We start from the raw sequence: 23,672 nt of genomic DNA on the forward strand, positions 1-23,672 counted from the left end.
TCGTGGTCGCACCCCTTTCAAGGGGCATATGATGTTCCTTTAACGCTATAATGGCAGCTTTCCGTCGCTGTGAAAGTCACGTGTCAGTGCGCTCACGCGCATGTGCTGTTCATGTCAAAGCGCGCGATGACATTAAACCGCCCTATGCACCCTGATCTGCCGGACTACGCAATGCGGCAATCAACGCGACCATATCGGGCGGCAATGGGGCCTCAAACCGCATCGCTTCGCCGGTGACCGGGTGGTCAAAACCCAAAACGGCCGCATGCAGCGCCTGACGGGAAAACGCGGCAACGGCGGCGCGCCCGGTTTCGGAAATCGCCTTGGCCGACAATTTGCGCCGCCCGCCATAGGTCGGATCGCCGATCAGGGCATGTCCCGCATGCGCCATATGAACCCGGATTTGATGGGTCCGGCCGGTTTCCAGCCAGCATTCAACCAGCGATGCAACCGGTGGGTTTCCGAACGCCTCGACAATGCGGGCGCGGGTGACAGCGTGCCGCCCCCCCTGAAACAGCACCGCCTGACGCTGCCGGTCAGTCTTGTGCCGGGCCAGTTGCGTGGTCAGGCGCAGAATATTGCCTGCCTCAAAGCTTGCGCCCCTGATCCCGCGCAGACGCGGATCATTGGCATCGGGAACGCCGTAGACGACTGCGTTGTAATACCGCTCCACGCTGTGCTTTTCGAACTGAGCCGCCAACCCGTGATGCGCAGCATCCGATTTGGCCACCACCAGCAGACCGCTGGTCTCCTTGTCGATCCGGTGCACGATACCGGGGCGTTTCATCCCACCGACGCCGGACAGGTCATCGCCGCAATGCGCCAGCAGCGCATTCACCAACGTACCCGAAGGGCTGCCCGGTGCAGGGTGGACTACCATGCCCGCCGGTTTGTTGATGACAATCAGGTCGGCGTCTTCAAACACCACATCCAGCGGGATAGGTTCCGGCGCGATATGGCTGTCCTGGGGTGCATCCACAACAATGCTGATGCTGGCCCCTTGTGCAACTCTGGCCTTGGGATCGTCGGCGATCACGCCATCCACATGCACCGCACCATCTGCGATCAGCCGCGCCAGCCGCGTCCGCGACAGAACCGCATCCTCTGGCACATCGCGGGCAAGCGCCTTATCAAGGCGGGGCGGCGGATCTTCCGCGATGGTGAATGTAACACGGCGGATGTCCATGCAAGACCCTTCTGAACTGACCCCGGAACCGGCCAATTTGCGTTTCCTGCGGCGTCTGGTGACACTGCTGACCGCAACGATGATTGGCGGCCTGTTTATCATCATTGCCCTCTTTGTCATCCGTTTCTCTGACCGTCCAGCCCCCCTGCCCGATGAGATCACTTTACCTGACGGGGCCACGGCCAGTGCGTTCACCCAGGGCGACGGCTGGTATGCCGTGGTGACGCGGCAGAACACGATCCTGATTTTCGATCGGGGCAGCGGTGCCCTGCGCCAAAGCATCGATATAAAAACGGGCGATTAGGAAGCCTTTCGCTTTTCAGCACAATCGCGACCTTGACGCCGTGATTGTATCTGTTCTGATCACAATTTCGCCGCATTAAGCCCCTAGAACCCGACAGAACAGCCACCCGTGCCGGTGGCCCGTTTCGCGTGACAACACAGGGCAAAGCATGAGCAGTACCGACACACATCCACATCTGCACCCATCGCCCGCGCGCAGAAAGCAATGGGTCGTTCCGGCCGTTTTCACGCTGACCATTTTTGTCAGCGCATCCCTGTTGTTCTTCGTCCAGCCGCTGTTCGCCAAGCTGGTGCTGCCCCAGATCGGCGGCGCGCCGGGGGTGTGGACCACGGCGATGCTGTTTTTTCAGGTTGTTTTGCTGGTCGGGTATATCTACGCGCACCTTCTGACCCGCCATGTCCCGCTGAAATGGCAATTGCCCATCCATCTTGCGGTGTGGGCCGGTGCGTTGTGGTTTCTGCCCCTGTCGGTCAGCGAAAGCTGGGCTTACGATCCGACAGCATCGACAGCGTGGCAAACGCTGTCCCTGTTCGCTCTGGGAGTGGGCGTGCCGTTTGGCATGTTGTCGGCCAACGCGCCCTTGCTGCAATCGTGGTATGCCAAATCGGACGGCCCGTCTGCGCATGACCCCTATTTTCTTTACGGTGCCAGCAATTTCGGATCGCTTCTGGCGCTTCTGGGGTTTCCCTTGCTGGCCGAACCCCTGTTCGGGGCACAGGCCATCGGCTGGGGCTGGGCGGCGGGTTTTGTCGCGTTCGGCGCGCTATTGATGATCAGCGGTCTGCTGACCCTGCGGGCCAGACCGGCCCCGCAAACAGGCGATACGCGCGTTCATATCGTGGCACCACCCACCAACATCACCGCATCAACCGTGGCGATCTGGCTGCTTCTGGCCTTTGTTCCATCCACGCTGATGTTGTCGATCACCACCAAGATCAGCACCGATCTGGGATCATTCCCGCTGATCTGGGTCGTGCCGCTGTCGCTGTACATCCTGAGTTTCGTCATCGCCTTTTCCAACCGCCCGCTGTTTTCGAATGCCGTATCACGCCCGCTTGCCGCAGGCGCGATTGCCGTGATGGCCGTTTTGATGAGCCATCAGTCCAGCGGCATCCAGACATGGCTAAGTGCGCTGTTGTTCGCACCGGCGCTGTTTATCGTCGCGGTTCATGCCCACAGGGCGCTATATGAACGCCGCCCCGACGCGGCGCACCTTACGCTGTTTTACATCATCATGTCGGTGGGGGGCCCATTGGGCGGCCTGTTCAATTCCATCATCGCCCCGGTGGCATTCAGCGGCATCTACGAAGGAGTGATTTCGGTCATATTGGCGGCGCTGCTTTTGACGCTGGGCACCAAAACCATCCCCGTGCGCCCGCTGGCCCACGGGTTGCTGTCAGCGGCGGCGGTGCTGTTCGCCTTCAGCCTGCTGCGCGGCACCGACAGCGAAGGCCCCGTTGCCATGATCACATCACTGGGGTTGATGGCCGGATTCGCGATTCTACTGGCCAGACTGGCGCGCGCGCCGGTGGCCATTCTGGCGGCTGTGGTGGTGTTTCTGGGGGCTGACATGCTGTCGCTAAGCAAGGATTACACGTTCAAGGACCGCAGCTTTTTCGGCGCGCATACGGTCTATGATACCGACGGATTGCGCGTTTACGGCAACGGAACCACGATCCACGGCTATCAATATGTCGATGAAACCGGCACCCGTCCGACACCGCTGTCCTATTACCATGCAAACAGCCCGATGGCGCAGATCCTGACCACGACAGACGGCATTGAAACCGCCCGGATCGGCATTGTCGGACTGGGCGTCGGATCGCTGGCCTGTTACGCCCGGCCGGGCCAGTCGTGGGAGTATTACGAGATCGACGAAATGGTGGACCGCGTGGCGCGCACGCCCGAGATGTTCAATTTCATGTCCCATTGCGCACCGGACTCCAGCACCCATCTGGGGGATGCGCGCATTGTTCTGGCACAGCAGGATCTGACATTTGATATCATGGTCCTTGATGCCTACAGCTCGGATTCGATTCCGGTGCATCTGGTCACGCGCGAAGCGGTTGAAATGTATCTTGACCGTCTGGCGTCAAACGGGGTTTTGGTGTTCCACATTTCCAACCGCTATTACGATCTGACCCAGCCACTGGCGCGCATCGCAGGCGAAACCCGTCTGTTGGCCGCCAAACGCGTAGATGCCCCCGACCCCGCCGCGCCGCTGCCAAAGGGCGCCAAACCGTCTGTCGTGATGATGCTGACGCCGGATGCCGGCAAAATGTCGGCCCTGCTGCACGATCCGCGCTGGCGCGCCGTGGCATCGGATGGCGGTACGGCCTGGACGGATGATCACGCCCATCTGCTGTCGGCCCTCAAGTAAAGGAAGAATGGTACCACCTCCCCGGCTCGAACGGGGGACCTCTTGATCCACAATCAAGCGCTCTAACCTACTGAGCTAAGGCGGCACACGGTGGGGATTTAGCGCCCATGGCCGATGATTGCAAGAGGTTAAGGGCGACTAAGAACCGCCAGCGACACCCCCAGAATTGCGATGCTCAATCCCAGAGCAAACCCCGCGGTCAGCGGTTCGCCCAAGGCCAGCGCCCCGACAATTGCGGCAGTGATCGGCGAAATGCCCATCAGCACCGTCGCCTCGCCCGGGCCGGTATGTTTCAGCGCGGTCAACCACAAAAGATATCCCGCCCCGCTTAGAAATCCGATGGCCAGAACCATCGCCCATTGACCGGGAAGCAGTACCGACAGTTGCGCCATCGGCGTTTCGATCAGACTGGCGGGAAACAGGCTGAGCGCGGCGGCAAACATGGCGATCGCCCCGACCTGCAAGGTCGGGTATTTTTGCAGATAGGGGCGGTAATAGATCGAACAGGCAGCCGCAGAGCCTGCCGCCAGAAACACCAGCCCCGCCCCGAACCCGCTGGTCGGCAGGGTATTGGCCCCCAGACAGATTGCCACCCCGACCACGGAAATCAGCGCCCCCAACACCCGCAGCAGCGTCATTTTCTCGCGCCCCAGCGCTGCAGCCAGCGCGATTGTCAAAATCGGGAACATCCCGAACACAACCGCCCCCTGCGCCGCAGACACATAGTGCAATCCATAATTGACAAGCGCCACGGTGATCCCGAATTGCACCACCCCCAGCAACAGGATCGGCCCCCTGTCAGCCGGCGCAATACGGGCCGGTCGCAGGCGCAGAAAAAACGGGGCCAGCACCATTACCGCAATGCTGTAGCGCAAAAACGCCAGTGTCATCGGGCTGATGTCATCCGCCAGCGCACGGGTCAGCACCATGGCCAATCCGGTCTGAACCCCCGTTATGGCTGCGGCGATCTGGCCGCGCCGGCGGCTCAAAACCGGATGCTCCAGTTTTGTTCCACATTGTCACGACCAAAGGAATGCACCGGCGTCGCACTGTCCAGCGACCAGCCATTGCGCTGATAAAGCACCCCTGCCGCCTTGTGGCTTTCGTGGGTCCACAACCGCATTCCACGATAACCGGCATCCCGTGCGAACTGCATGCAGGTGTGCAGCATCCGCGTGCCCAGACCGGTGCCGCGCGCCTTAGGCAACAACAGGAACACCCGCAATTTTGCAGTGTATTCGTCCAGCCGGACGCAAAAAATGCTGCCCAGACGTTCTTCACCCTGCGCGGCGATCCATCCGGCTTCGCATGCGGGGTCGTGGTGCGCCAGAAAATCAGTCAGGACATCATCAACCAAAGCGCCAAAACTGTCATCGAACCCTTCGTCGCGCGCATAAAGCGTACTGTGTTGCCGAACCAGCCAGTCTTTGTCATCTGGCCGAAAGCGGCGCAGTTCAATGTCTTGCGTCATGCGCGCAGCAAAGCACGCCCCCACTTGCCAAGCAAGGCCTTGCGCGCTAGCACATGACACCTAAAATCAGGAGGCCGGCATGGGCATCGACACAGAGCGCGATATCGAAGCAAACTTGCAAATCGGCCCGACCGACAAAGGCATGGTGCGCATCTTTGTCGAAGCGAACGGCATTGAAATCCCGATGGATTTCGACCCCGAAGAAGCCGACGACATCGCCGAGGAAATTCGCGCGGCCGCCGTGGCCGCACGCGCCGTCAAACGCTGAACGCCGGCCCCATTGCCGGATCGCGCAGACGTTGCAGGCGGCGGGCTGCATGACTGGCAAATTTCTGGATCACCACCTTGCGCCGCGCCGGTGCAAGTTTGTGTTCCGGGGCCATACGAATGATTTCGGCGTCATAGGCATCGGCGATGATCAGGCCGGTTTGCTCCGGCAACAGATCGGTGGGAAAATCGCAATCCACCGCCCAGAAATACCGGTCGCACCACTCCAGATAGCCCTGCCATTTGCAGTCCGTCTGAAAATCCGCACGCGAGGATTTGCATTCGATAATCCACACCTCGCCTTTTGGGCCCAACCCCATCACATCCACACGCAATCCACGCGCAGGTACGAATTCTTCAATAGAAGCAATATCGTGGCTGCTCAGATGGCGTGATACGCCGCGGGCCAGAAGCTGGCCGGGCTGCAATAAGGAAGGGGTCACATCCGACATGGCTCAACCATGAACAAAACGTAAACATTTTTCAAGCCCCGCGCTTGCGGCGTTCCTGCGAACGAAGACATCAAACCCCTTGTCCGGATCATGGCAACACCCTATGTCTGCTCCGTGGCGGTTCTGCCCTTCTCGTGACTGGTTACGTTCCAGTGGCCTTAAGCAAATCCGAGGGAGCTGGCTCTGTTCAAGCCCTGGTTTGATTACCTGGCGCCCACCTGTAAATACAGGTCCTCGGGAATATAGAACTAAAACGGTTCGGTGGTTCCGTCACACATTCTCTACCCGATCGAAACTGGCGATCAGCGGCGCGTCTTCCGCTGCGCAGTGTCGGATTCGGCGCGCACCGGCACAGCCAGATAATCGCGGATCGCATGGCCGCCGTGATGATCATCGTCATCATCATCCTTGCGCGCCATCATCATCACCGCAAAGGCAAATTGAACGCCCGCGAACACGATGCCGTGCATGAACCACAACAGGAACACGGCCAGAACACCATCGGAATTATGCGACACAAGATACCACAGGTTCATCACGTTGAACCACAACAGCAGCGCAACAAAAACCGCAGCAACCCCAAATCCGATTGCGACGTTACGAATATATAATTTGACGAGTTCAGGCATATGACCACTCCTTCGTCTTTATTATATCACATCTCGCCAAAAGGACGAGGGCGACAGCGTCAAAAGGTGGCGACAAATTGCCCGAGGAGGCCGACGAGCCGGATCAGAACGCTTCGGGGCGGGCCTCGCGTGCCATGTGATCCAGCACCGCGTTTACGAATTTCGGTTCCTTGCCGTCGGGAAAAAACGCCGTGGCGACCTGTACGAATTCCACGATCACCACCTTGGGCGGCACATCGGACCCGACCAGTTCGGCCCCGGCGGCGCGAAACAACGCCCGCAATGTCGGATCGATCCGCGCAATCGGCCACTTTGCCACCAGTGCGCGGTCTGTCATCTGGTCGATCCGCACCTGCTGCGTAACGGCCCCGTCAAGGATCTCGGTGAACAGGTCCACATCGCCGTCCGCCATCTCTTCGCCCTCATAGACGGCGCCAAAACGGTGGTGCAGGAATTCATTGCGCACCTGATCCGCGCTTTGATCGGAATGTTCCATCTGAAACAACGCCTGCACGGCATATAGCCGCGCGGCGGATTTCATCTTGCGCTTCTGGTTGCCTGACGGTGCGGCTTGCGTTTCGCTCATGCGGTCGGTTTTCCAATGCTATCGCCCGCCAAAAGGATGTTTTCCGATGCGGGTTTGAACCCGACCCCTTTGGTCTGGCGGCCCCACTTACGGCTGAGCGCGACAAGATGCAAGGCCGCCGCAGCGGCACCGCCACCTTTGTTCTGATCCGACGGATCGGCGCGCACTTCGGCTTGCGCACGGTTTTCCACGGTCAGGATGCCGTTACCGATGCACAACCCCTGCAACCCCATCATTTGCAGGGCGCGGCTGCTGTCGTTGCACACCGTATCGTAATGCGTGGTTTCGCCGCGAATGACGCAGCCAAGCGCCACATACCCATCGTAATTGGACATCCGTTCCGCAATGCTGATTGCGGTGGGCAATTCTAGCGCGCCGGGCACCTCGATCTTGTCCCAGCTTGCGCCACAGGCTTCCGCTTCGGCAACCGCTCCGTCCACCAGATTGTCGGCGATATCCTTGTAATAAGGTGCAACCACGATCAGCAATTTGACGGGCTTGTCGAATTCGGGACGTGGCAGGATGTAATGCTGTTCGGCGGTGGCCATTCATGCCTCCTTCAGGATCGGGCGGGTGCCGGTGATGCGCAGACCATAGGCATCCAGTCCAACATAGCGGGTCATCGGTGAATCGGTCAGAAGGATCAGATCGTGCAATCCCATCTTTGACAGGATTTGCGCACCCAGACCGGTTTGCTTGATGGTGCGGGGGCCGTCTTCTTCCTGAGTATACAGGGCCTTGCGCGGCTCGCGGAAGAGGCAGACCGCGCCGCGCCCTTCCTTTGCAATGATTTCCATTGCGCGCGGCAGTTCCACAGCGGGTTTCGGGCCCAGACCCAGTACATCGGCGGCTTCGTGCAACGCGTGGGTGCGCACCAGAACGGGTTCCGGCGTGGTGATGTCACCCTTGGTCAGCACCACATGTTCGATCCCGTGGGTTTGATCCGTAAACAGGCGCATTTTCCATGCGCCGCCATATTCGGACACCACGTCATGCTGCGCGGTTTCCACCACCAGATTGTCATAGCGGCGCCGGTACGCGATCAGATCGCTGATCGTGCCGATTTTCAGCCCATGGGTTTTCGCCACATCCACCAGATCGGGCAGACGCGCCATTGTGCCGTCCGCATTCATGATTTCACAGATCACACCGGACGGATTGCGCCCCGCCAGTCGCGACACGTCACAGGCGGCTTCGGTGTGCCCTGCCCGCACCAGAACACCACCGCGGCGCGCACGCAGCGGAAACACGTGCCCCGGCGTCGCGATATCGGCACCGGTTGACGCAGGATTGATCGCGACAGCCACAGTGCGCGCACGGTCCTGCGCCGAAATACCGGTGCTGACACCTTCGCGGGCCTCAATCGACACAGTAAAAGCGGTTTCGTGGCGCGACGAATTATGTGTTGCCATCATCGGAAGGCGCAGCGCCTCGATCCGGTCGGCAGGCAATGTCAGACAGATCAGGCCGCGCCCGTGATTGGCCATGAAATTGATCGCATCCGCATCGGCCGCATCAGCCGGAATGACCAGATCGCCCTCGTTCTCGCGGTCTTCGTGATCGACCAGAATAAACATCCGACCCGCGCGCGCATCTTCAATGATCTGTTCGATCGGCGAAATATGGGCGGCCAGGTTGGATTCAACAGGTCCGGGTGTTTCGAAACTCATGGCAGGTACCTTCGCAGCAGTTATCGCGCAGTTAGACCAGCAAGCGCAAAAATGCCAGAGCAACCAGAGTCGAATTCAGGCTGGACGCTTGCCGTAACCACGCTTTAGCCTGAACCGACAGGCACAGGAGGTTGAGATGCAGGTTTCCCGCTTGATCAACGTGGTCGAGGCGCATGCCGAAGGCGAACCGGGTCGCGTGATCACCGGCGGCATGCCCCACATGCCGGGCAATACAGTGTTTGAACGCATGCAATGGATGCAGGAAAACGCCGATGATATCCGCCTGCTGATGCTGCGTGAACCGCGCGGTTACCCTGCCTTGTGCTGCAATGTGATCGTGCCGCCCTGCCATCCGGACGCGGATGCCGGGTTTATCATCATGGAGCAGACGGAATACCCGCCGATGTCCGGCAGCAATACGATCTGCGTCACCACCGTATTGCTGGAAACCGGCATTATTCCGATGGTCGAACCGGTTACAAACCTCGTGCTTGAGGCGCCAGCCGGATTGATCCGGGTGCGTGCCCAGTGCCACAAAGGGAAAGTCACGCGCGTGACGTTTCGCAATGTACCGGCTTTTGCGATGCATCTGGATCGCGTGATCGAGGTGGCCGGTTTCGGGGATATCCGCGTTGATGTGGCGTGGGGCGGCATGTTTTACGTCATCGCGGACGCCGCGCAGTTCGGGCTTGAAATCAGCGCCGATGCCGGCGCGGATATGGTACGCGCAAGCGAAGCGATGCGCGCCGCGGCAGCCGAACAGCTTCCTGTGGTTCACCCGGACAATCCGCAGATCAGCGGGCCCAGTATCGCCCAGTTGACGGCACCACCACCCCAAGGTGCCCCTTACGACGGATTGGGCGCGGTCACGGTGTCTACGGGCACATTTGATGCGCAACGCCCCAATGCCCTGACAGGTGTGCTTGATCGTTCGCCCTGCGGCACAGGCACCTGCGCCAAAACGGCCGTGCTGCACGCGCGCGGGCAGTTGGGCGTCGGTCAGGACTATGTCAACGCCGGCCCGATGGGAACGACCTTTACAGGCCGGATCGAAGACACCACGCAGGTCGGCCCCTACCCCGCCATCATTCCATCGCTATCGGGACAGGGCTGGATTTACGGAACCGGTCAGGTGATGCGTGACCCCACCGATCCGTTCCCCAACGGGTACAAGATCGGCGACATCTGGGGCAATTGACATCAACCGGCTTCGGCCAGTCGGGCAACATAGCGCGCCAGCGTGTCGATCTCGAGATTGACGGCATCGCCGATCTGCATATCACCCCATGTTGTCACCTCTTTGGTGTGGGGAATGAAGTTGATCCCGAATTCGGCGCCGTTCACCTCGTTCACCGTCAGGGATGTGCCGTTCAGCGCCACAGAGCCTTTGGGCGCGATGAACCGTGCCAGTTCGGCGGGCGCCCGCAACGTCACGCGTGTGCTGTCGCCTTCGTCGGCGATTGCCGTAATTTCGGCCACCCCGTCGACATGGCCCGATACGATATGCCCGCCAAGCTCGTCACCGACACGCAACGCGCGCTCAAGGTTGATCCGGCGCCCCACAGCCCAGCGGTTACGCCCGATATTGGTTTTGTCGACCGTTTCCTTGCTGATATCCACATCGAACCAGTCAGCCCCAAGGCCGACCACGGTCAGACACACGCCATCAAAGGCAATGGATGCGCCCATGTCGATCGTATCCGTGTCATATCCGGTTTTGATCCGCGCGCGCAAATCACCGCGCTGATCCAGTTCCGTCAGAACGCCGATATCCGTGATGATGCCAGTAAACATCGCAAAACCCCTTTTTTCATAGCCTTGCAGGTAGCGGGCCGTTCCCCTGCTGGCAAGGGGGAGTGTCACCCCCGCGCATCGCCCGACCTGCCATTCTTTTGCCCGACACATCGCTTAATGGTGTTTGGACAAAGCAACAATTATAAGAAAATTATGTTGAAATCCGCACCAGAACATAAGGTTTTCCTGTTTCTGCAAGGCCCACACGGCCCGTTTTTTGACCAGTTGGGCAAAATGCTGCGCACCACCGGCGCGCAGGTGTGGCGCGTCGGGTTCAATGCAGGTGATCGTGCATTCTGGTCGCACAAGGCCAGCTATATTCCGTTTCGCGCCCCCCAAGACCAGTGGCCCGACCGGTTCGCGGCGCTGGTGCAGGACAAGGGCGTGACCGACATCGTTCTTTATGGTGATACGCGCCGTGTTCACGCCGATGCGGTGGCCCATGCCCAAACGCTTGGCTTGCGGATCCACGTGTTCGAGGAAGGGTATATGCGACCCTATTGGGTCAGTTACGAACGGGGCGGCAGCAACGGCCATTCGCGCCTGATGTCGATGTCGATCAACGATATGCAATCGGTTCTGGCGCGGTCCGATACTGACGCGCCGTTGCCCCCCGGACATTGGGGCGACATGCGCCAGCATGTGTTTTACGGGGCGCTTTATCATGCCTTTGTTCTGTTCTTGAACAGTGGCTACAAAAACTTCCGCCCGCACCGGGATATCTCGGTTTATCGTGAATTTGTCCTTTATCTCAAACGCCTTATCAGAATGCCGGCGCAATCCATCGAACGGCGCATCGCAACCAAAAGGGTGCGCCGCGGCGGGTTTCCCTATCATGTCGCCCTGTTGCAACTGGCCCATGATGCCAGTTTTCAGAAACACTCGCGGTTTGCATCGATGACCCAGTTCCTGACGGAAGTGGTGCAAGGTTTCGCCACGGGCGCGCCGCAACACCATCATCTGGTCTTCAAGGCCCATCCGCTGGAAGACGGGCGTGTGCCTTTGCGGCGCGAAATCCGGCGGCTGGCGCGCGAAAACGGCATCCGTGACCGGGTGCATTTCATCGGTGGCGGCAAACTCGCCCGCCTTCTGGATGACGCACGAAGTGCTGTAACGGTAAATTCGACGTCGGCACAGCAGGTTTTGTGGCGCGGCATTCCGTTGAAAGTGTTTGGCGACGCGGTTTATGCAAAACCGGAATTTGTTTCGGATCAGCCGCTTTGCGCGTTTTTTGCTGCGCCAACGCGCCCGGATACGGCAGCTTATCGCGATTACCGGCGCTATCTTCTGGAAACCAGCCAGATTGCCGGCGGCTTCTACTCCTCGCGTGGGCGGCGCCAGTTGCTACGACATGTGGTAGACATGGTCCTGCAAGAACGGGATCCCTACGACGCACTGGCCGCCGGAACCGCGGCCCCAAGGCAACAGTTCAGGGTGATCGGTTAAGCCGGCACACTGCGCACAGTAGCTTTTAGTTCCGGAATCCCGTAGCTTACCGTCAATACGTCACGCAAAGTTGGCGAACACTGAGGCAGAATAAATCAGGTCGAGGAGACCGAGCAGTGAAACCTTTTGCTATTCAATGGGCGCGCGCCATTGCTATTTTTACGGCTGTGGCCGTGCTGAGTTCGTGTGGTTTGCCGCAAGTAGGGCCTAGCAAAAAACAAATTTTCTCAGGCTCCGTCCAGCAGGAAGGCGATGCGTTTGTCATCGAAGTGAATGATCGCGTAACGCGTGCAACTTCTGTCGTACCGGCCTTGGGTTTTTCGGATTCCTTCAAGAACGCAGGCGTTCTTGGCTCTGATACAATCTCGCCCGGTGATACTTTGGGCCTGACAATCTGGGAAAACGTTGATGACGGCCTGTTGGCCGGCGAAGCCCAGAACGCGACCCTTCTGGAAGAGGTACAGGTAGACGGCGACGGGTTTATCTTTGTTCCCTACGCCGGACGCATCCGTGCCGCGGGCAACAGCCCAGAAGCGATCCGCCGGATCATCACCGAAAAACTGGAAGACCAGACGCCCGATCCGCAGGTTCAGGTGCGCCGTCTTGCCGGTGACGGATCAACCGTGTCGCTGATCGGATCGGTTGGGGCGCAGGGCGTTTATGCGATCGAACGGCCCACACGCACATTATCCACCATGCTGGCCCGCGCGGGCGGCGTGACCATTCAACCCGAAATCGCCGAAATCACGGTGACGCGTGGTGGCGCCAGCGGTAAAGTATGGTTCCAGGATCTTTATAATTTTCCCGAACTAGACATTGCCTTGCGCCCCGGTGACCGCATCCTGGTCGAGGAAGACACACGTTCCTACACCGCAGTTGGCGCAACCGGCACGCAAAACAAGGTGGCGTTCAAAAGCCAGAACCTGTCTGCCATCGAAGCGATTGCACAGGTTGGCGGCTTGTCTTCGGCGACCGCTGATCCAACGGGCGTTTTCGTGTTCCGCAACGAACCCGCCGAAGTTGTCGGCCCTTTGCTGGGACGCGACGATCTGGTTGGGGCACAGCGCATGATTTACGTGCTTGATCTGACGCAGCCGAACGGCATGTTCGTGGCGCGTGATTTCCTGATCCGCGACGGTGATACCGTCTACGTCACCGAAGCACCGTTCACGCAATGGGACAAAACAATCTCGTCCTTCACCAGCTCACTGACCACGGTAAGTGCTCTGGCGGCGTTCACGAACTGATATGCAATACCCTTTAGGGGATAGAGCCGCCGGGGGGCCAACCTCCCGGCGGCTTTTCGTTTACACCGGCGGTTTTCTGCGCCAGCGCCGCGTCAGGCGTATTCTGCACCTGTCGGGCTTTGATGTCCGTCTGGGGCGCCCCACCCCCGACGATCTTATCGGCGTCTGGGGCAAAAGCCCGACAGCCCATCGCGGCGAAGCGATAGCCCAGAAATACAACGTACCGCTGTTGCGGGTCGAAGATGCCTTTCTGCGCTCGCTTGCTCCGGGCCGTGCGGGGGAACTGCCATTGGGCTTGCTGCTGGACACATCGGGCGTGCATTTCGATCCTGCGACACCGTCCGATCTGGAAAAACTTCTGGCGTCCCATCCATTGGATGACACGGCATTGCTGGATGCCGCCCGGTCCGGAATGGCCCGTATGGCCGATGCCGGGCTTTCCAAATACAGCGGGTTTGATGCCTCACTTCCCCCGCCAGAACCGGGATATGTTCTGGTAGTCGATCAGGCGCGTGGCGATGCCTCTGTTACAGTCACACAGGCAGGACGCGCGGAATTTCTGGAAATGCTGGTCTTTGCACAGGAAGAGCATCCCGGCGTGCCCGTGATCATCAAATCCCATCCAGAAACCGCAGCCGGATACCGGGCCGGCTATTTCGGGCCAGAGGATGAAAACGACCGCATCCGCGTGGTGACAGACAACATCGCGCCCGCCGCCCTTTTCGGCGGGGCTGTCGGCGTTTACACCTATTCATCGCAAATGGGATTTGACGCGATATTTGCCGGCCACAAGCCGCGGGTATTCGGGCAACCGTTCTATGCGGGATGGGGGCTGACGCAGGATGAAAATCCGGTGCCGCGACGCACGCGCAAACTGACACGCGCACAACTTTTTGCCGCGGCGATGATCCTGTATCCACGCTGGTATGATCCCTACAATGACCGTCTGTGTGATCTGGATCGGGTCATTTCCACGCTGCATGCGAAAACCCGTGCCTGGCACGCCGACCGAGCCGGTTGGATCGCAAGCGAAACCCGGCTTTGGAAGCGCAAGACGTTCCAGAATTATTTCGGGCAGTTCAAGCCGGTCATATTCGAAAACGATCCCGAAAAAGCCCGCCAACTGGCGCAGACCACATCACGCAACCGGATGGTCTGGGCGGGAAAAGCGTTTGAAGCGCATGCAAATGCCACCCGTGTGGAAGACGGATTTCTACGCTCGCAAGGATTGGGGGCGGCGCTTGTCCCGCCGCTTTCGCTGATCACGGACGATATCGGCATTTATTATGATCCATCACGTCCCAGCGGACTGGAACAGCTGATCATGCAGCGCGCCAAGCTGCGACCGGATCAGAAACAGCGCGCCCGAACACTGATATCCCGCATCGTGGCCGGCGGCCTAAGCAAATACAACCCGCACGATGCCTTGCCTGACCTGCCACAAGGCCACCGGATACTGGTGCCCGGACAGGTTGAAGATGATGCCTCGATCCTGGCCGGAACCGGGGCCATATCGACCAACGAAAGCCTGTTGCACGCCACACGAAACGCTAACCCCGACGCGGTGATCATCTACAAAACACATCCCGACGTTGCAGCGGGTTTGCGCGCTGGCCAGACAGATGCGACCCCGTTTGCCGATCTGGTTCTGACGCAGGGCGACCCCGCAAAACTGATTGCCTGCGTCGATGAAGTCTGGACGATGACATCGCTTTTGGGGTTCGAGACGCTTTTGCGTGGCAAGAAGGTTGTGACGGTCGGTGCCCCGTTTTACGCAGGCTGGGGCCTGACCGAAGATCGCGGGCGTATCCCGCCCCGGCGAAATCTGGCGGTTTCACTGGAAACCCTGGTGCACGCAACGCTGATCGATTACCCCAGATACTTCGATCCGGTGACGAAACAGCCCTGCCCGGTCGAGGTTGTGATCGAAAGGCTGGTTTCGGGCACCCTGCCCCGGCACGGCCCGTTCAATCGCACCCTGTCAAAACTGCAGGGCGTGTTTGCCAGTCAATCTCACCTCTGGCGCTAAACATTTGTCGCGCCGCGCGCCCAGCGGTGCATCACATCGCCGCCAATGGCACGCGTTTCGACCAGCCTGAAACGTGGCCCATCCGCCAGCGCAGAAAGCCCCAGCGCCCCGACCAAAGGCAGCCCCTCGGCCCCGATGGCCAGACCGGCGGTAAAGCCGACCAGTTCATCCACCAGATCCTCTGCCAGCAAAGATGCCGACAAGGCGCTGCCGCCTTCACATAAAACCCGCGTCAATCCCGCCTTGGCAAGCTGATGCAAGACATCGCGTGTATCCAGTTGCCCGCCGCGCACCGCACAGCAGAACAGGTCTGCCCCCAGCCCCTGCCATGCCGAAACAAGATTCGGGTCGGCATCCGGCCCGTGGCACATCCACAGCGGAATTTCTTTGGCCGAGCGGGCAAGCTGCCCCATAAGCGGCACATCCAGCCTGCGCGACGTGACCACCCGAACAGGTTGATGCCTGACACCCAGATCGCGCACCGTCAGCGACGGATCATCAATGCGCGCCGTCCCTGCACCAACCAGTACAGCATCATGACGCGCGCGCATCGCATGCACCAAACGCCGCGCGTCCGGCCCGGTAATCCACTTGCTTTCACCGGTGGCCGTCGCGATACGCCCGTCAAAACTGTTTGCCAGTTTCAACGTGACAAAGGGACGATCCAGATCGGTGTTGAGGATAAATCCCGCGTTATCCTGCGCTGCCAAATCTGCCATACAACCGATTTCAACGGCAATGCCCGCATCCCGCAGCATGGCAAAGCCACGCCCGGCAACGCGCGTATTCGTATCTGTTATTGCGGCCACCACCCGTTTCACACCTGCCTCAATCAAGGCCGTGGCGCAGGGGGGTGTTTTGCCGGTATGGGCGCAGGGTTCCAGCGTCACGTAAACATCGGCGCCGCGCGCAGCCTTGCCCGCCTGCGCCAGCGCCACGGTTTCCGCGTGCGGACGACCGCCCTGCTGCGTCCATCCGCGCCCGACAATGCGACCGTCTTTGACAATGACACAACCGACAGCAGGATTGGGCCACACCATACCCTGCCCGCGCCGCCCCAGTGAAAGGGCCAGCGCCATGAACCGTTCGTCTTGCCCGCTCACGCTTCTTCTGGGGGCACGTCCGGGCGCAATTCACTGACAAATTTGTCGAAATCGTCAGCGGCCTGGAAATTCTTGTAAACCGATGCAAAGCGCACATAGGCGACGGTATCGATCCGTGCCAGCGCTTCCATCACGATCTCGCCGATCTGTTTGGAACCGATGTCCGTTTCGCCCATGCTTTCCAGACGCCGCACGATACCGGAAATCATCTGGTCGATACGTTCGGGATCAATCGGGCGTTTCTGCATGGAAATGCGGATCGAACGCTCCAGTTTGTCGCGGTCGAAATCTTCGCGCTTTCCGCTGGTCTTGATGACCACAAGATCGCGCAGCTGCACGCGTTCATAGGTCGTAAAGCGGCCGCCGCAGGCCGGACAAAACCGTCGGCGCCGGATCGAAACATGATCTTCGGCTGGCCGGCTGTCTTTTACTTGAGTGTCGATATTTCCGCAAAACGGGCAGCGCATCGCCGTCCCCCTTTTATTGTCGTTTTCCGCCTCTTTGTGGGGCTGCTCGCCCACTTATCCACAACTATAGGGCACCCGCTACACTTTGGGTAGGGCAGAAATGGGGCCGCAACATAGGCGATCCAGTCTGGGGGAAATTTGGCACAGTTCAGTGGCGTCCTGGCAAAAGATCAGTTCACTTCGCCTTCTTCATCACAGAATGTCAGGGCCATCGACACCGCGAACGTAACGCCCGCAATATCTGTTGTTGCGGAATTGGCCGCGCGTGGCACCACATCCAGTCCGGTCGTATCAGTACTAAAAACAACGCCTTTCCGGCCCGGACTTGTCACACTTGGCCCACGGGGCGAGATCACGGTAAGTTCCGTTTTCGCATATTGCCCCAGCACATCGTTCGAATAGGTGGCCGCCGCGCACCACACTTGCGGGCTGCCGACCGAGCCTTCCTCGATGACTTCGAACTGGCTGCCGGAAACGGAGTTAACCGGCAAACGTGTGCCGGATTCAAAGCTTTGAGCATAGACCCCAGACGCAAGCCCACCCCCGAATACAGCGATCATCACGAGTGGTTTCATCGGCACATCTCCATCATAACCAGTTCTTGTCACGAGTGAGATGGCGCAAATCAAGCGCGCGGCAAGGTCGGCTTTATCCGGTAATCAGTGCTTCACCCGATTGTTACGGACCGATATCAATCAGCGACTGACTGCACAGAGCAAGCGCATGCCCGACCGCAAAGGTCGTACCTGCCGTCTTGGTACTGACGGATGTCGATGTGGTCAGGGGGGCACCGACCTGATTGGGGTCAAGCGTATAAGCCACGCCCTTGCGGCCCGGATTGGTCACGCTGGGCCCGCGCGGCGTTTTCAGATACAGATCGGCCTTCCCCGACGCCCCCAGAACCCGCGTCGCATAATCCGCCGCCGCACACCATGAACCACTGGCCCCCAACGATCGGGATTCAACGACTTCGAACACCGAATTGCTGATCGGATTCACGGTAAGCCGGTTCTGCGCCTTGAAACTGTTGGCCAGTGCCGGTGTCGCAATCATCAGTGCCACACATAGTGACGCGCCGGTTGTTTTCGGGAATTTGATCATCGCAATTCTCCTTATGGGCGACAATGAAAGCTTTGTGCGAAGTATGGCAACACCAAATTGCGCGGATGCAGGCAGGCCCGAACCCTAACGCCGGGTGCGACTGAACGTATCCCGACAGAATGTACGCGCATGATGGGATGGCAGGCTCATCCCCGGTGTGTTCACGGAAATCGAAACCGATTTGGTGATCGGGGCCGACACATTGGCCGGATTGTTGGTGAACACAACGCCCTTGCGTCCCGGTTGCGTGATGCTTGGGCCACGTTTGGTTTTGACAATCAATTCGGTTTCTCGCTGATTGCCCAGTACGCGTTCGTTGTACTCGGCAGCGGCACACCAGATTTGACGCGCGCCGGCTCCGTGGCTTTCGATCACTTCGAATTCGCTGGCGCTGACCGGATTAACGGTAAGGCGGTTCACGGCAGTAAAGGAATTTGCTTGTACCGGCACAGCCCCAAGCACAGCGATACACGTCAGGGTCGCAAGCAGTTTCATGGTATTTTCCTTTTCAAATTGAGGGGCTTAGTTATAATCCCAGCGATCCCGTTCGCCGAACCGGTCACGGCAGAAACTGCGTGCCAGATAGGACGGAAAGCTGGTGCCAGCCGCGCGTGTTGTCGCAAACGACAATTGGCTGATGGTCGCGGTTTCAGGCAAGCGCGCTTTATCAAGTGTAAACACCACGCCTTTCCGGTTTGGCACCGTCGCACTTGGGCCGCGTGGGACCAGAACATAGATCGTGGATGTCGGATCAATGCGCAATTCACGCTCGGCATAGCTTGCCGCCGCGCACCAGATGCCGCGCGCGCCTTCGCCTCTGGCTTCGATCACTTCAAATGTGACTGCATCGATTGGCCAGACTTTCAAAAAGTTTTCAGCCGTATAGGAGTTTGCATTCCCCAGAGCGGGGATCACGGCAAACCAAAAACAGCACAGTATTCGCTTGATCCCAACAACGCGCAATTATTCGCTCCGGTCTAAATTCAACCTGAAATAAACGATAGCACTTTGAACGCCCGAGAAAAGAGAGACGCGGGCGCATATCTCGAAAAGTTTACCGCGCTTCAAGCTGAAATGAAAAGGGCCGCACCTTTCGGCGCGGCCCTGAATTTGCAGACCTCAAAACGCGATGCAGGTCACTGATCCAGGAAAGACCGCAACTTGCGGCTGCGGCTTGGATGTTTCAGCTTGCGCAGCGCCTTGGCTTCGATCTGACGGATCCGCTCGCGGGTTACGCTGAACTGCTGGCCGACTTCTTCCAATGTGTGATCGGTGTTCATGCCGATACCGAACCGCATCCGCAACACACGTTCTTCGCGTGGCGTCAGGCTTGCCAGTACACGCGTTGTGGTTTCTTTCAGGTTTTCCTGAATGGCGCTGTCCAGCGGCAAAACCGCGTTCTTGTCTTCGATGAAATCGCCAAGCTGGCTGTCTTCTTCGTCACCGATCGGAGTTTCAAGGCTGATCGGCTCTTTGGCGATTTTCATCACCTTGCGCACTTTCTCGAGCGGCATTTGCAGCTTTTCTGCCAGTTCTTCCGGCGTCGGTTCACGGCCGATTTCGTGCAGCATCTGGCGCCCCGTCCGCACCAGTTTGTTGATGGTTTCGATCATGTGCACGGGAATACGGATGGTGCGTGCCTGATCGGCGATGCTGCGGGTGATCGCCTGTCTGATCCACCATGTCGCATAGGTCGAAAACTTGTAGCCGCGGCGGTATTCGAATTTGTCCACCGCCTTCATCAGGCCGATGTTACCTTCCTGAATAAGATCAAGGAATTGCAGGCCACGGTTCGTGTACTTCTTGGCGATCGAAATCACAAGTCGCAGGTTCGCTTCGACCATTTCCTTTTTGGCCTGACGCGCCTCTTTTTCGCCCTTCTGGACCTGCTGGACAATGCGGCGGAATTCCGGAATATCCAGACCGACATACTGGCCGACCTGCGCCATTTCGGCGCGCAGTTCTTCGACCTTGTCGGTCGAGCGTTCGATGAACATCTGCCAGCCACGGCCCGGCTTGTCCGCCATTTCCGACAGCCAGTTCGGGTCAAGCTCGCGTCCGCGGTATTCATCCACGAATTCACGGCGGTTGATCCGGGCCTGATCGGCAAGCTTCACCATCGAACTGTCAATCGACATGATCCTGCGGTTGATACCGTAAAGCTGGTCAATCAGCGCTTCGATCCGGTTGTTGTGCAGGTGCAGTTCATTCACCAGCAGCACAATTTCAGATCGTAGTTTCTGATAGGTGGTTTCCTCGGACGAGCTAAAGGAGCCGTCCTCGTTCAGCGTTGCGGAAATCCGGCTGTCCTGCATTTCGGACAGTTTGACATAATCCAGCGCGATCCGGTCCAGCGTTTCCAGAACCTGCGGCTTCAGCGCGGCTTCCATTGCGGCCAGCGACATGTTGGCCTGCTCGTCATCATCGTCGTCATCATCCGACGCAATCGGGTTCCCATCGGCATCCAGTTCCTGATCACCGTCATCTTTCTTCTCGGCGTTGATCGCGGATGTGTCCACAACGGGGGCAACCGCCTCCTCGTCATCCAGCTGGTTGCCGAACGTGGTTTCCAGATCAATCACATCGCGCAGCAGAATGTCTTCCGACAGCAATTCGTCACGCCAGATGGTGATCGCCTGAAATGTCAGCGGGCTTTCGCACAGCCCAAGGATCATCGTGTTGCGGCCGGCCTCGATCCGTTTGGCGATTGCGATCTCGCCTTCACGGCTCAGCAGTTCGACGGACCCCATTTCGCGCAGGTACATGCGCACGGGATCATCCGTGCGGTCCAGTTTCTCTGCGGTCGATGCCGCCAGCGTCACTTCGCGCGCGTTGTCTGTTGTCGCCAGATCGGTCGAGCCTTTGGCCTCTTCCTCTTCGGCCTCTTCATCCTCGATGATGTTGATGCCCATTTCGGACAACATCGACATCACGTCTTCGATCTGTTCGGAACTGACCTGATCAGGGGGCAAAACCTGATTAAGCTGGTCATAGGTGATGTAGCCGCGTTCACGCGCGTCGCCGATCATCTTTTTGACGGCGGCCTGGCTCATATCCAGGGAAACTTCGGCGTCTTGGTCGTCAGGTTTACGGTCGTCGTTGTCTTTGGCGGCCATGTGGTACTCCTGCGAGGGGCTCCGGTGATTCGATTCTCCGAATCACCCTATTTTAGATGATTCGTTTATCCGTTTACCCTGTTTTCTTTAGACATTCCCTACCAAAACGCCTCAACGTCCGGGTTTGGCGAATGAAATTTTCTCCATGAGTGCATCAAAAGCACTCCGTTCAGTCCGGTTCATCAGGGCACCGTTCGGGCCCGTTTCATATTCGGTCGCGTCTTCATGCTCGCTGCGTTCGGCGCTGTTTCTGGCTTGTGCGGCCTGCCCCAACCGCCAGGTCAAAGCCTCGTCTGCCACACCGGACAGGTCTTCGGTGGCGTCTTCGATTTCCGCCAGCAGCCCCTTATGCGCCACCAGCTTTGCCAACGCTTCGGCGATGGTCATCCGCGCCAGATCGGGATCACCCGGATTGCGAATGCACGGCGTAATGGCGACATGGCGCGCCGTCAGCAGGTTTTCAAGGGCCTCTGCCCCCATTTCAGCGCGAATTTCTTTTTGAAACAGCTCTGGCGCAAGGTCGGCGTGGCGCAGCACCAAATCCCGCAGACGGCGCAACTGTGCATCGCGACATTCCAGATTTTCCAATCCGGCTTCGAATTCGGGAATGATTTGCGGCGTACACAAACATGTGGCCAGAATGATCGCTTCGCGCAATTGCGTTTCAACCCCGTCCCCTGCCGCCGCAAGCATCGAAGCCTTGGCGGTTGGCGTTGCCGGTTCGGGGGCAGCCTGCCATTTCCCGTTGACGCGCGCCCCGCTGTTGCGCTGTGGCGCACGCTTGGGGCGAAACAACTGCCAGCGCAGGTCTTTCATCGCCTGACCGTAATGGTTGCGAATGGACGGATCACGGATCAGCTTGATCTTGTCGCGCAGCGCCTTGTCCAATGCCGCCTTGCGTTCGGGACTGTCAAAGTTGCCGTTTTCGGTTTCGCGCTGCCACAGCAATTGCACCATCGGCATGGCGTTATCGATCAGTTTCTGAACAGCGGCAGGACCCTGCGCACGGATCAGATCATCGGGGTCCTGCCCGTCGGGCAGGATGGCAAAACGCAACGATTGCCCGGCTTCCAACAACGGCAGCGCCAGGTCGATCAACCGCATGGCCGCACGTAAACCCGCCGTATCGCCATCCAGCGCGATGATCGGTTCCGGCGCGATCCGCCACAGCAATTGCAGCTGGGTTTCGGTAATCGCCGTCCCCAAAGGCGCAACACAGGCATCAAAACCGCCCGTCGCAAGCGCAATCACGTCCATGTACCCTTCGGCCACGATCAGCGGCGCGCCTTTGCCGGCCGCCTCGCGCGCGGGGCCGTGATTGTAAAGGCTGCGCCCTTTGTCAAACAGATCGGTTTCCGGTGAATTCAGGTATTTCGCATTGTCATCGGGATCCATCGCGCGCCCGCCGAACGCAATACAACGCCCGCGCGGATCGCGGATCGGAAACATGATCCGCCCGCGAAACGTGTCATAGGGTTTGCCGCCCCTTGTCGACGGTTTGGCCAGCCCCGCGCCAAAAATCAGATCGGGGTCCACGCCTTTGCCGGTCAGATGATCCCACAAGGCCTGCCATCCCTGCGGCGCAAACCCGATTTCGAACCGGTCCTGCACGTCCTGGGCCAGCCCACGCCGTTCCAGATAGGCGCGCGCCTCGGTGGCGGCACCGGTTTTCAGTTGCAACCGGTAAAACTGCACCGCCTGTTCCATCACATTGGCCAGAACCGTGCGATGATCCGATTTTTCCTGCGCTTTGGGATCGCGCGCCGGCATCGTCATACCCGCTTCGCGCGCCAGAATCTCGACAGCGTCCATGAACCCGACATTTTCAGTTTCACGGACAAAGGATATGGCATCGCCCTTGGCATGGCAGCCAAAGCAATAATAAAACCCCTTGCGATCATCGACATGAAAGCTGGCGGATTTTTCCTGATGGAACGGGCATGGCGCCCACATATCGCCCTTGGCTGCGTTGGATTTGCGTGTGTCCCACACCACCTTGCGCCCGACAACCTGGCTCAGGCTGGCGCGGCTGCGCAACTCGTCAATAAATCCAGAAGGCAGGCTCATGCGGTTTCATACCATAAAGTCGCACAGGAAGGCGACAGCCCATCAGTTGTTCAGGCAGGTATTCAGCCATTCCGCGCGCAGATCAATGTTGCGCAGATCGCGTTTCTTGATCTGGTAAATCTGCCCGGCAAATACCGGAATGGCATTGCTGTAACGATCCGGCCATGCCGGATTGGTGTCTTCGATGGCTTTGCGCACCTTGCGTTCGGAAACACCGTCAAGCCGTGCCTGCTGAACCGCACCGGCAACATCCGCCTGATAGCCGCAATCCAGTTCTTTTTCGCTTTGGGCCAGTGCGCCCGTCGCAAGCACCGAAACGGACAGAACATAAGGCAGCAGTTTTGGGAATGTCATTGG

At 58.9% G+C, this 23,672-nt stretch carries 25 protein-coding genes, 1 tRNA gene and 1 other RNA gene; 8 read left to right on the forward strand and 19 right to left on the reverse strand.

Annotated features, from left to right (window positions below; all coding sequences use genetic code 11):
* Nucleotides 1–142: 142 nt before the first annotated feature.
* Nucleotides 143–1,186 carry an RluA family pseudouridine synthase gene (locus C1J05_RS14455; protein ID WP_114870872.1) on the reverse strand — a complete coding sequence of 348 codons (1,044 nt, stop codon included), beginning with the start codon at nt 1,184–1,186 and terminating at the stop codon, nt 143–145.
* Here C1J05_RS14455 and C1J05_RS14460 point away from each other — a divergent pair.
* Together C1J05_RS14460 and C1J05_RS14465 are read left to right on the forward strand one after the other, a co-directional pair.
* Nucleotides 1,185–1,490: a DUF6476 family protein gene (locus C1J05_RS14460; protein ID WP_114870873.1), complete on the forward strand. Its 306-nt coding sequence runs from the start codon at nt 1,185–1,187 to the stop codon at nt 1,488–1,490. The two genes, C1J05_RS14455 and C1J05_RS14460, sit on opposite strands and share 2 nt — an antisense overlap.
* Nucleotides 1,491–1,638: 148 nt before the next feature.
* Nucleotides 1,639–3,870, forward strand: a complete 2,232-nt coding sequence (locus C1J05_RS14465) for a transporter (protein WP_205388960.1) — start codon at nt 1,639–1,641, stop codon at nt 3,868–3,870.
* Between the two features lie 8 nt (nt 3,871–3,878).
* Here C1J05_RS14465 and C1J05_RS14470 read toward each other — a convergent pair.
* The 3 genes from C1J05_RS14470 to C1J05_RS14480 form a co-directional block, all read right to left on the reverse strand.
* Nucleotides 3,879–3,955, reverse strand: a tRNA-His gene (locus C1J05_RS14470).
* 43 nt (nt 3,956–3,998) lie between these two features.
* Nucleotides 3,999–4,859 carry a DMT family transporter gene (locus C1J05_RS14475; RefSeq protein ID WP_114870874.1) on the reverse strand — a complete coding sequence of 287 codons (861 nt, stop codon included), beginning with the start codon at nt 4,857–4,859 and terminating at the stop codon, nt 3,999–4,001.
* The gene (locus C1J05_RS14480; RefSeq protein ID WP_114870875.1) at nt 4,856–5,341 is read right to left on the reverse strand and encodes a GNAT family N-acetyltransferase; all 486 of its coding nucleotides are present in this window, start codon (nt 5,339–5,341) and stop codon (nt 4,856–4,858) included. Before C1J05_RS14480 ends, C1J05_RS14475 begins: the two co-directional genes overlap by 4 nt.
* A gap of 79 nt (nt 5,342–5,420) precedes the next feature.
* Between C1J05_RS14480 and C1J05_RS14485 the strand changes: the two genes are divergently transcribed.
* Nucleotides 5,421–5,609: a DUF6324 family protein gene (locus C1J05_RS14485; RefSeq protein WP_114870876.1), complete on the forward strand. Its 189-nt coding sequence runs from the start codon at nt 5,421–5,423 to the stop codon at nt 5,607–5,609.
* On the opposite strand, the gene C1J05_RS14490 is transcribed toward C1J05_RS14485, so the two are convergent.
* Entirely contained in the window at nt 5,599–6,060 is a 462-nt protein-coding gene (locus C1J05_RS14490; RefSeq protein ID WP_114870877.1) for an MmcB family DNA repair protein, read from the reverse strand. The genes C1J05_RS14485 and C1J05_RS14490 overlap by 11 nt on opposite strands.
* A 117-nt stretch (nt 6,061–6,177) precedes the next feature.
* On the opposite strand from C1J05_RS14490, the gene ssrS reads away from it, so the two are divergent.
* A non-coding RNA gene (gene ssrS, locus C1J05_RS14495) (6S RNA) lies at nt 6,178–6,332 on the forward strand.
* 30 nt (nt 6,333–6,362) lie between these two features.
* Here ssrS and C1J05_RS14500 read toward each other — a convergent pair.
* The 4 genes from C1J05_RS14500 to ribB all read right to left on the reverse strand — a co-directional run bounded on the left by C1J05_RS14500 (nt 6,363) and on the right by ribB (nt 8,945).
* Complete coding sequence (locus C1J05_RS14500) at nt 6,363–6,689, reverse strand: hypothetical protein (protein ID WP_114870878.1); 327 nt, start codon at nt 6,687–6,689, stop codon at nt 6,363–6,365.
* A 103-nt stretch (nt 6,690–6,792) separates the two neighbouring features.
* Entirely contained in the window at nt 6,793–7,275 is a 483-nt protein-coding gene (gene nusB / locus C1J05_RS14505; RefSeq protein ID WP_114870879.1) for a transcription antitermination factor NusB, read from the reverse strand.
* Nucleotides 7,272–7,823, reverse strand: a complete 552-nt coding sequence (locus tag C1J05_RS14510; RefSeq protein WP_114870880.1) for a 6,7-dimethyl-8-ribityllumazine synthase — start codon at nt 7,821–7,823, stop codon at nt 7,272–7,274. Before C1J05_RS14510 ends, nusB begins: the two co-directional genes overlap by 4 nt.
* The gene (ribB, locus tag C1J05_RS14515; RefSeq protein WP_114870881.1) at nt 7,824–8,945 is read right to left on the reverse strand and encodes a 3,4-dihydroxy-2-butanone-4-phosphate synthase; all 1,122 of its coding nucleotides are present in this window, start codon (nt 8,943–8,945) and stop codon (nt 7,824–7,826) included. It lies immediately after the preceding gene.
* Between the two features lie 136 nt (nt 8,946–9,081).
* Between ribB and C1J05_RS14520 the strand changes: the two genes are divergently transcribed.
* Entirely contained in the window at nt 9,082–10,143 is a 1,062-nt protein-coding gene (locus tag C1J05_RS14520) for a proline racemase family protein (protein ID WP_114870882.1), read from the forward strand.
* Between the two features lie 2 nt (nt 10,144–10,145).
* Here C1J05_RS14520 and C1J05_RS14525 read toward each other — a convergent pair whose 3' ends face one another.
* A complete protein-coding gene (locus tag C1J05_RS14525; protein ID WP_114872333.1) occupies nt 10,146–10,739 on the reverse strand; it encodes a riboflavin synthase in 594 nt (197 codons plus the stop codon).
* Nucleotides 10,740–10,892: 153 nt separating this feature from the next.
* On the opposite strand from C1J05_RS14525, the gene C1J05_RS14530 reads away from it, so the two are divergent.
* The 3 genes from C1J05_RS14530 to C1J05_RS14540 all read left to right on the forward strand — a co-directional run bounded on the left by C1J05_RS14530 (nt 10,893) and on the right by C1J05_RS14540 (nt 15,461).
* Nucleotides 10,893–12,185 carry a capsule biosynthesis protein gene (locus tag C1J05_RS14530; protein ID WP_114872334.1) on the forward strand — a complete coding sequence of 431 codons (1,293 nt, stop codon included), beginning with the start codon at nt 10,893–10,895 and terminating at the stop codon, nt 12,183–12,185.
* 116 nt (nt 12,186–12,301) lie between these two features.
* Nucleotides 12,302–13,432, forward strand: coding sequence for a polysaccharide biosynthesis/export family protein (locus C1J05_RS14535; protein ID WP_254684607.1), 1,131 nt, complete (start codon nt 12,302–12,304; stop codon nt 13,430–13,432).
* Nucleotide 13,433: 1 nt separating this feature from the next.
* Nucleotides 13,434–15,461, forward strand: a complete 2,028-nt coding sequence (locus C1J05_RS14540) for a capsular polysaccharide biosynthesis protein (protein ID WP_114870883.1) — start codon at nt 13,434–13,436, stop codon at nt 15,459–15,461.
* Here the strand turns inward: C1J05_RS14540 and ribD are convergent.
* The 9 genes from ribD to C1J05_RS14585 all read right to left on the reverse strand — a co-directional run bounded on the left by ribD (nt 15,458) and on the right by C1J05_RS14585 (nt 23,669).
* The gene (ribD, locus tag C1J05_RS14545; RefSeq protein WP_114872336.1) at nt 15,458–16,540 is read right to left on the reverse strand and encodes a bifunctional diaminohydroxyphosphoribosylaminopyrimidine deaminase/5-amino-6-(5-phosphoribosylamino)uracil reductase RibD; all 1,083 of its coding nucleotides are present in this window, start codon (nt 16,538–16,540) and stop codon (nt 15,458–15,460) included. The genes C1J05_RS14540 and ribD overlap by 4 nt on opposite strands.
* A 20-nt stretch (nt 16,541–16,560) precedes the next feature.
* A complete protein-coding gene (gene nrdR, locus C1J05_RS14550; RefSeq protein ID WP_114872337.1) occupies nt 16,561–17,031 on the reverse strand; it encodes a transcriptional regulator NrdR in 471 nt (156 codons plus the stop codon).
* Nucleotides 17,032–17,201: 170 nt separating this feature from the next.
* Entirely contained in the window at nt 17,202–17,606 is a 405-nt protein-coding gene (locus C1J05_RS14555; RefSeq protein WP_162798089.1) for a hypothetical protein, read from the reverse strand.
* Between the two features lie 103 nt (nt 17,607–17,709).
* Nucleotides 17,710–18,132, reverse strand: a complete 423-nt coding sequence (locus C1J05_RS14560; RefSeq protein WP_114870885.1) for a hypothetical protein — start codon at nt 18,130–18,132, stop codon at nt 17,710–17,712.
* An 84-nt stretch (nt 18,133–18,216) separates the two neighbouring features.
* Entirely contained in the window at nt 18,217–18,627 is a 411-nt protein-coding gene (locus C1J05_RS14565) for a hypothetical protein (RefSeq protein WP_114870886.1), read from the reverse strand.
* Nucleotides 18,628–18,654: 27 nt separating this feature from the next.
* The gene (locus C1J05_RS14570) at nt 18,655–18,999 is read right to left on the reverse strand and encodes a hypothetical protein (RefSeq protein ID WP_162798090.1); all 345 of its coding nucleotides are present in this window, start codon (nt 18,997–18,999) and stop codon (nt 18,655–18,657) included.
* Between the two features lie 269 nt (nt 19,000–19,268).
* Nucleotides 19,269–21,248 carry an RNA polymerase sigma factor RpoD gene (rpoD, locus tag C1J05_RS14575; protein ID WP_114870888.1) on the reverse strand — a complete coding sequence of 660 codons (1,980 nt, stop codon included), beginning with the start codon at nt 21,246–21,248 and terminating at the stop codon, nt 19,269–19,271.
* A 111-nt stretch (nt 21,249–21,359) separates the two neighbouring features.
* Nucleotides 21,360–23,315 carry a DNA primase gene (gene dnaG, locus C1J05_RS14580; protein WP_114870889.1) on the reverse strand — a complete coding sequence of 652 codons (1,956 nt, stop codon included), beginning with the start codon at nt 23,313–23,315 and terminating at the stop codon, nt 21,360–21,362.
* 42 nt (nt 23,316–23,357) lie between these two features.
* Nucleotides 23,358–23,669 (reverse strand): hypothetical protein, encoded by a 312-nt coding sequence (locus C1J05_RS14585; RefSeq protein ID WP_254684608.1) that lies wholly within the window; start codon nt 23,667–23,669, stop codon nt 23,358–23,360.
* Nucleotides 23,670–23,672: the final 3 nt, after the last annotated feature.

Origin of the sequence: Sulfitobacter sp. JL08, assembly GCF_003352045.1 — a bacterium.
Taxonomy (GTDB): Bacteria; Pseudomonadota; Alphaproteobacteria; order Rhodobacterales; family Rhodobacteraceae; genus JL08.

Bases quoted from the DNA above. Each gene is read 5' to 3' on its own strand.
- C1J05_RS14455 (WP_114870872.1), bottom strand. From the start codon at position 1,186: ATGGACATCCGCCGTGTTACATTCACCATCGCGGAAGATCCGCCGCCC.
- C1J05_RS14530 (WP_114872334.1), top strand. From the start codon at position 10,893: ATGTTGAAATCCGCACCAGAACATAAGGTTTTCCTGTTTCTGCAAGGC.
- C1J05_RS14485 (WP_114870876.1), top strand. From the start codon at position 5,421: ATGGGCATCGACACAGAGCGCGATATCGAAGCAAACTTGCAAATCGGC.
- C1J05_RS14560 (WP_114870885.1), bottom strand. From the start codon at position 18,132: ATGATCAAATTCCCGAAAACAACCGGCGCGTCACTATGTGTGGCACTG.
- nusB (WP_114870879.1), bottom strand. From the start codon at position 7,275: ATGAGCGAAACGCAAGCCGCACCGTCAGGCAACCAGAAGCGCAAGATG.
- ribB (WP_114870881.1), bottom strand. From the start codon at position 8,945: ATGAGTTTCGAAACACCCGGACCTGTTGAATCCAACCTGGCCGCCCAT.
- C1J05_RS14460 (WP_114870873.1), top strand. From the start codon at position 1,185: ATGCAAGACCCTTCTGAACTGACCCCGGAACCGGCCAATTTGCGTTTC.
- C1J05_RS14490 (WP_114870877.1), bottom strand. From the start codon at position 6,060: ATGTCGGATGTGACCCCTTCCTTATTGCAGCCCGGCCAGCTTCTGGCC.
- C1J05_RS14500 (WP_114870878.1), bottom strand. From the start codon at position 6,689: ATGCCTGAACTCGTCAAATTATATATTCGTAACGTCGCAATCGGATTT.
- ribD (WP_114872336.1), bottom strand. From the start codon at position 16,540: ATGGCGCTGGCCCTTTCACTGGGGCGGCGCGGGCAGGGTATGGTGTGG.
- C1J05_RS14520 (WP_114870882.1), top strand. From the start codon at position 9,082: ATGCAGGTTTCCCGCTTGATCAACGTGGTCGAGGCGCATGCCGAAGGC.
- C1J05_RS14555 (WP_162798089.1), bottom strand. From the start codon at position 17,606: ATGAAACCACTCGTGATGATCGCTGTATTCGGGGGTGGGCTTGCGTCT.
- C1J05_RS14585 (WP_254684608.1), bottom strand. From the start codon at position 23,669: ATGACATTCCCAAAACTGCTGCCTTATGTTCTGTCCGTTTCGGTGCTT.
- C1J05_RS14510 (WP_114870880.1), bottom strand. From the start codon at position 7,823: ATGGCCACCGCCGAACAGCATTACATCCTGCCACGTCCCGAATTCGAC.
- C1J05_RS14565 (WP_114870886.1), bottom strand. From the start codon at position 18,627: ATGAAACTGCTTGCGACCCTGACGTGTATCGCTGTGCTTGGGGCTGTG.
- nrdR (WP_114872337.1), bottom strand. From the start codon at position 17,031: ATGCGCTGCCCGTTTTGCGGAAATATCGACACTCAAGTAAAAGACAGC.
- rpoD (WP_114870888.1), bottom strand. From the start codon at position 21,248: ATGGCCGCCAAAGACAACGACGACCGTAAACCTGACGACCAAGACGCC.
- dnaG (WP_114870889.1), bottom strand. From the start codon at position 23,315: ATGAGCCTGCCTTCTGGATTTATTGACGAGTTGCGCAGCCGCGCCAGC.
- C1J05_RS14540 (WP_114870883.1), top strand. From the start codon at position 13,434: ATGCAATACCCTTTAGGGGATAGAGCCGCCGGGGGGCCAACCTCCCGG.
- C1J05_RS14480 (WP_114870875.1), bottom strand. From the start codon at position 5,341: ATGACGCAAGACATTGAACTGCGCCGCTTTCGGCCAGATGACAAAGAC.
- C1J05_RS14465 (WP_205388960.1), top strand. From the start codon at position 1,639: ATGAGCAGTACCGACACACATCCACATCTGCACCCATCGCCCGCGCGC.
- C1J05_RS14525 (WP_114872333.1), bottom strand. From the start codon at position 10,739: ATGTTTACTGGCATCATCACGGATATCGGCGTTCTGACGGAACTGGAT.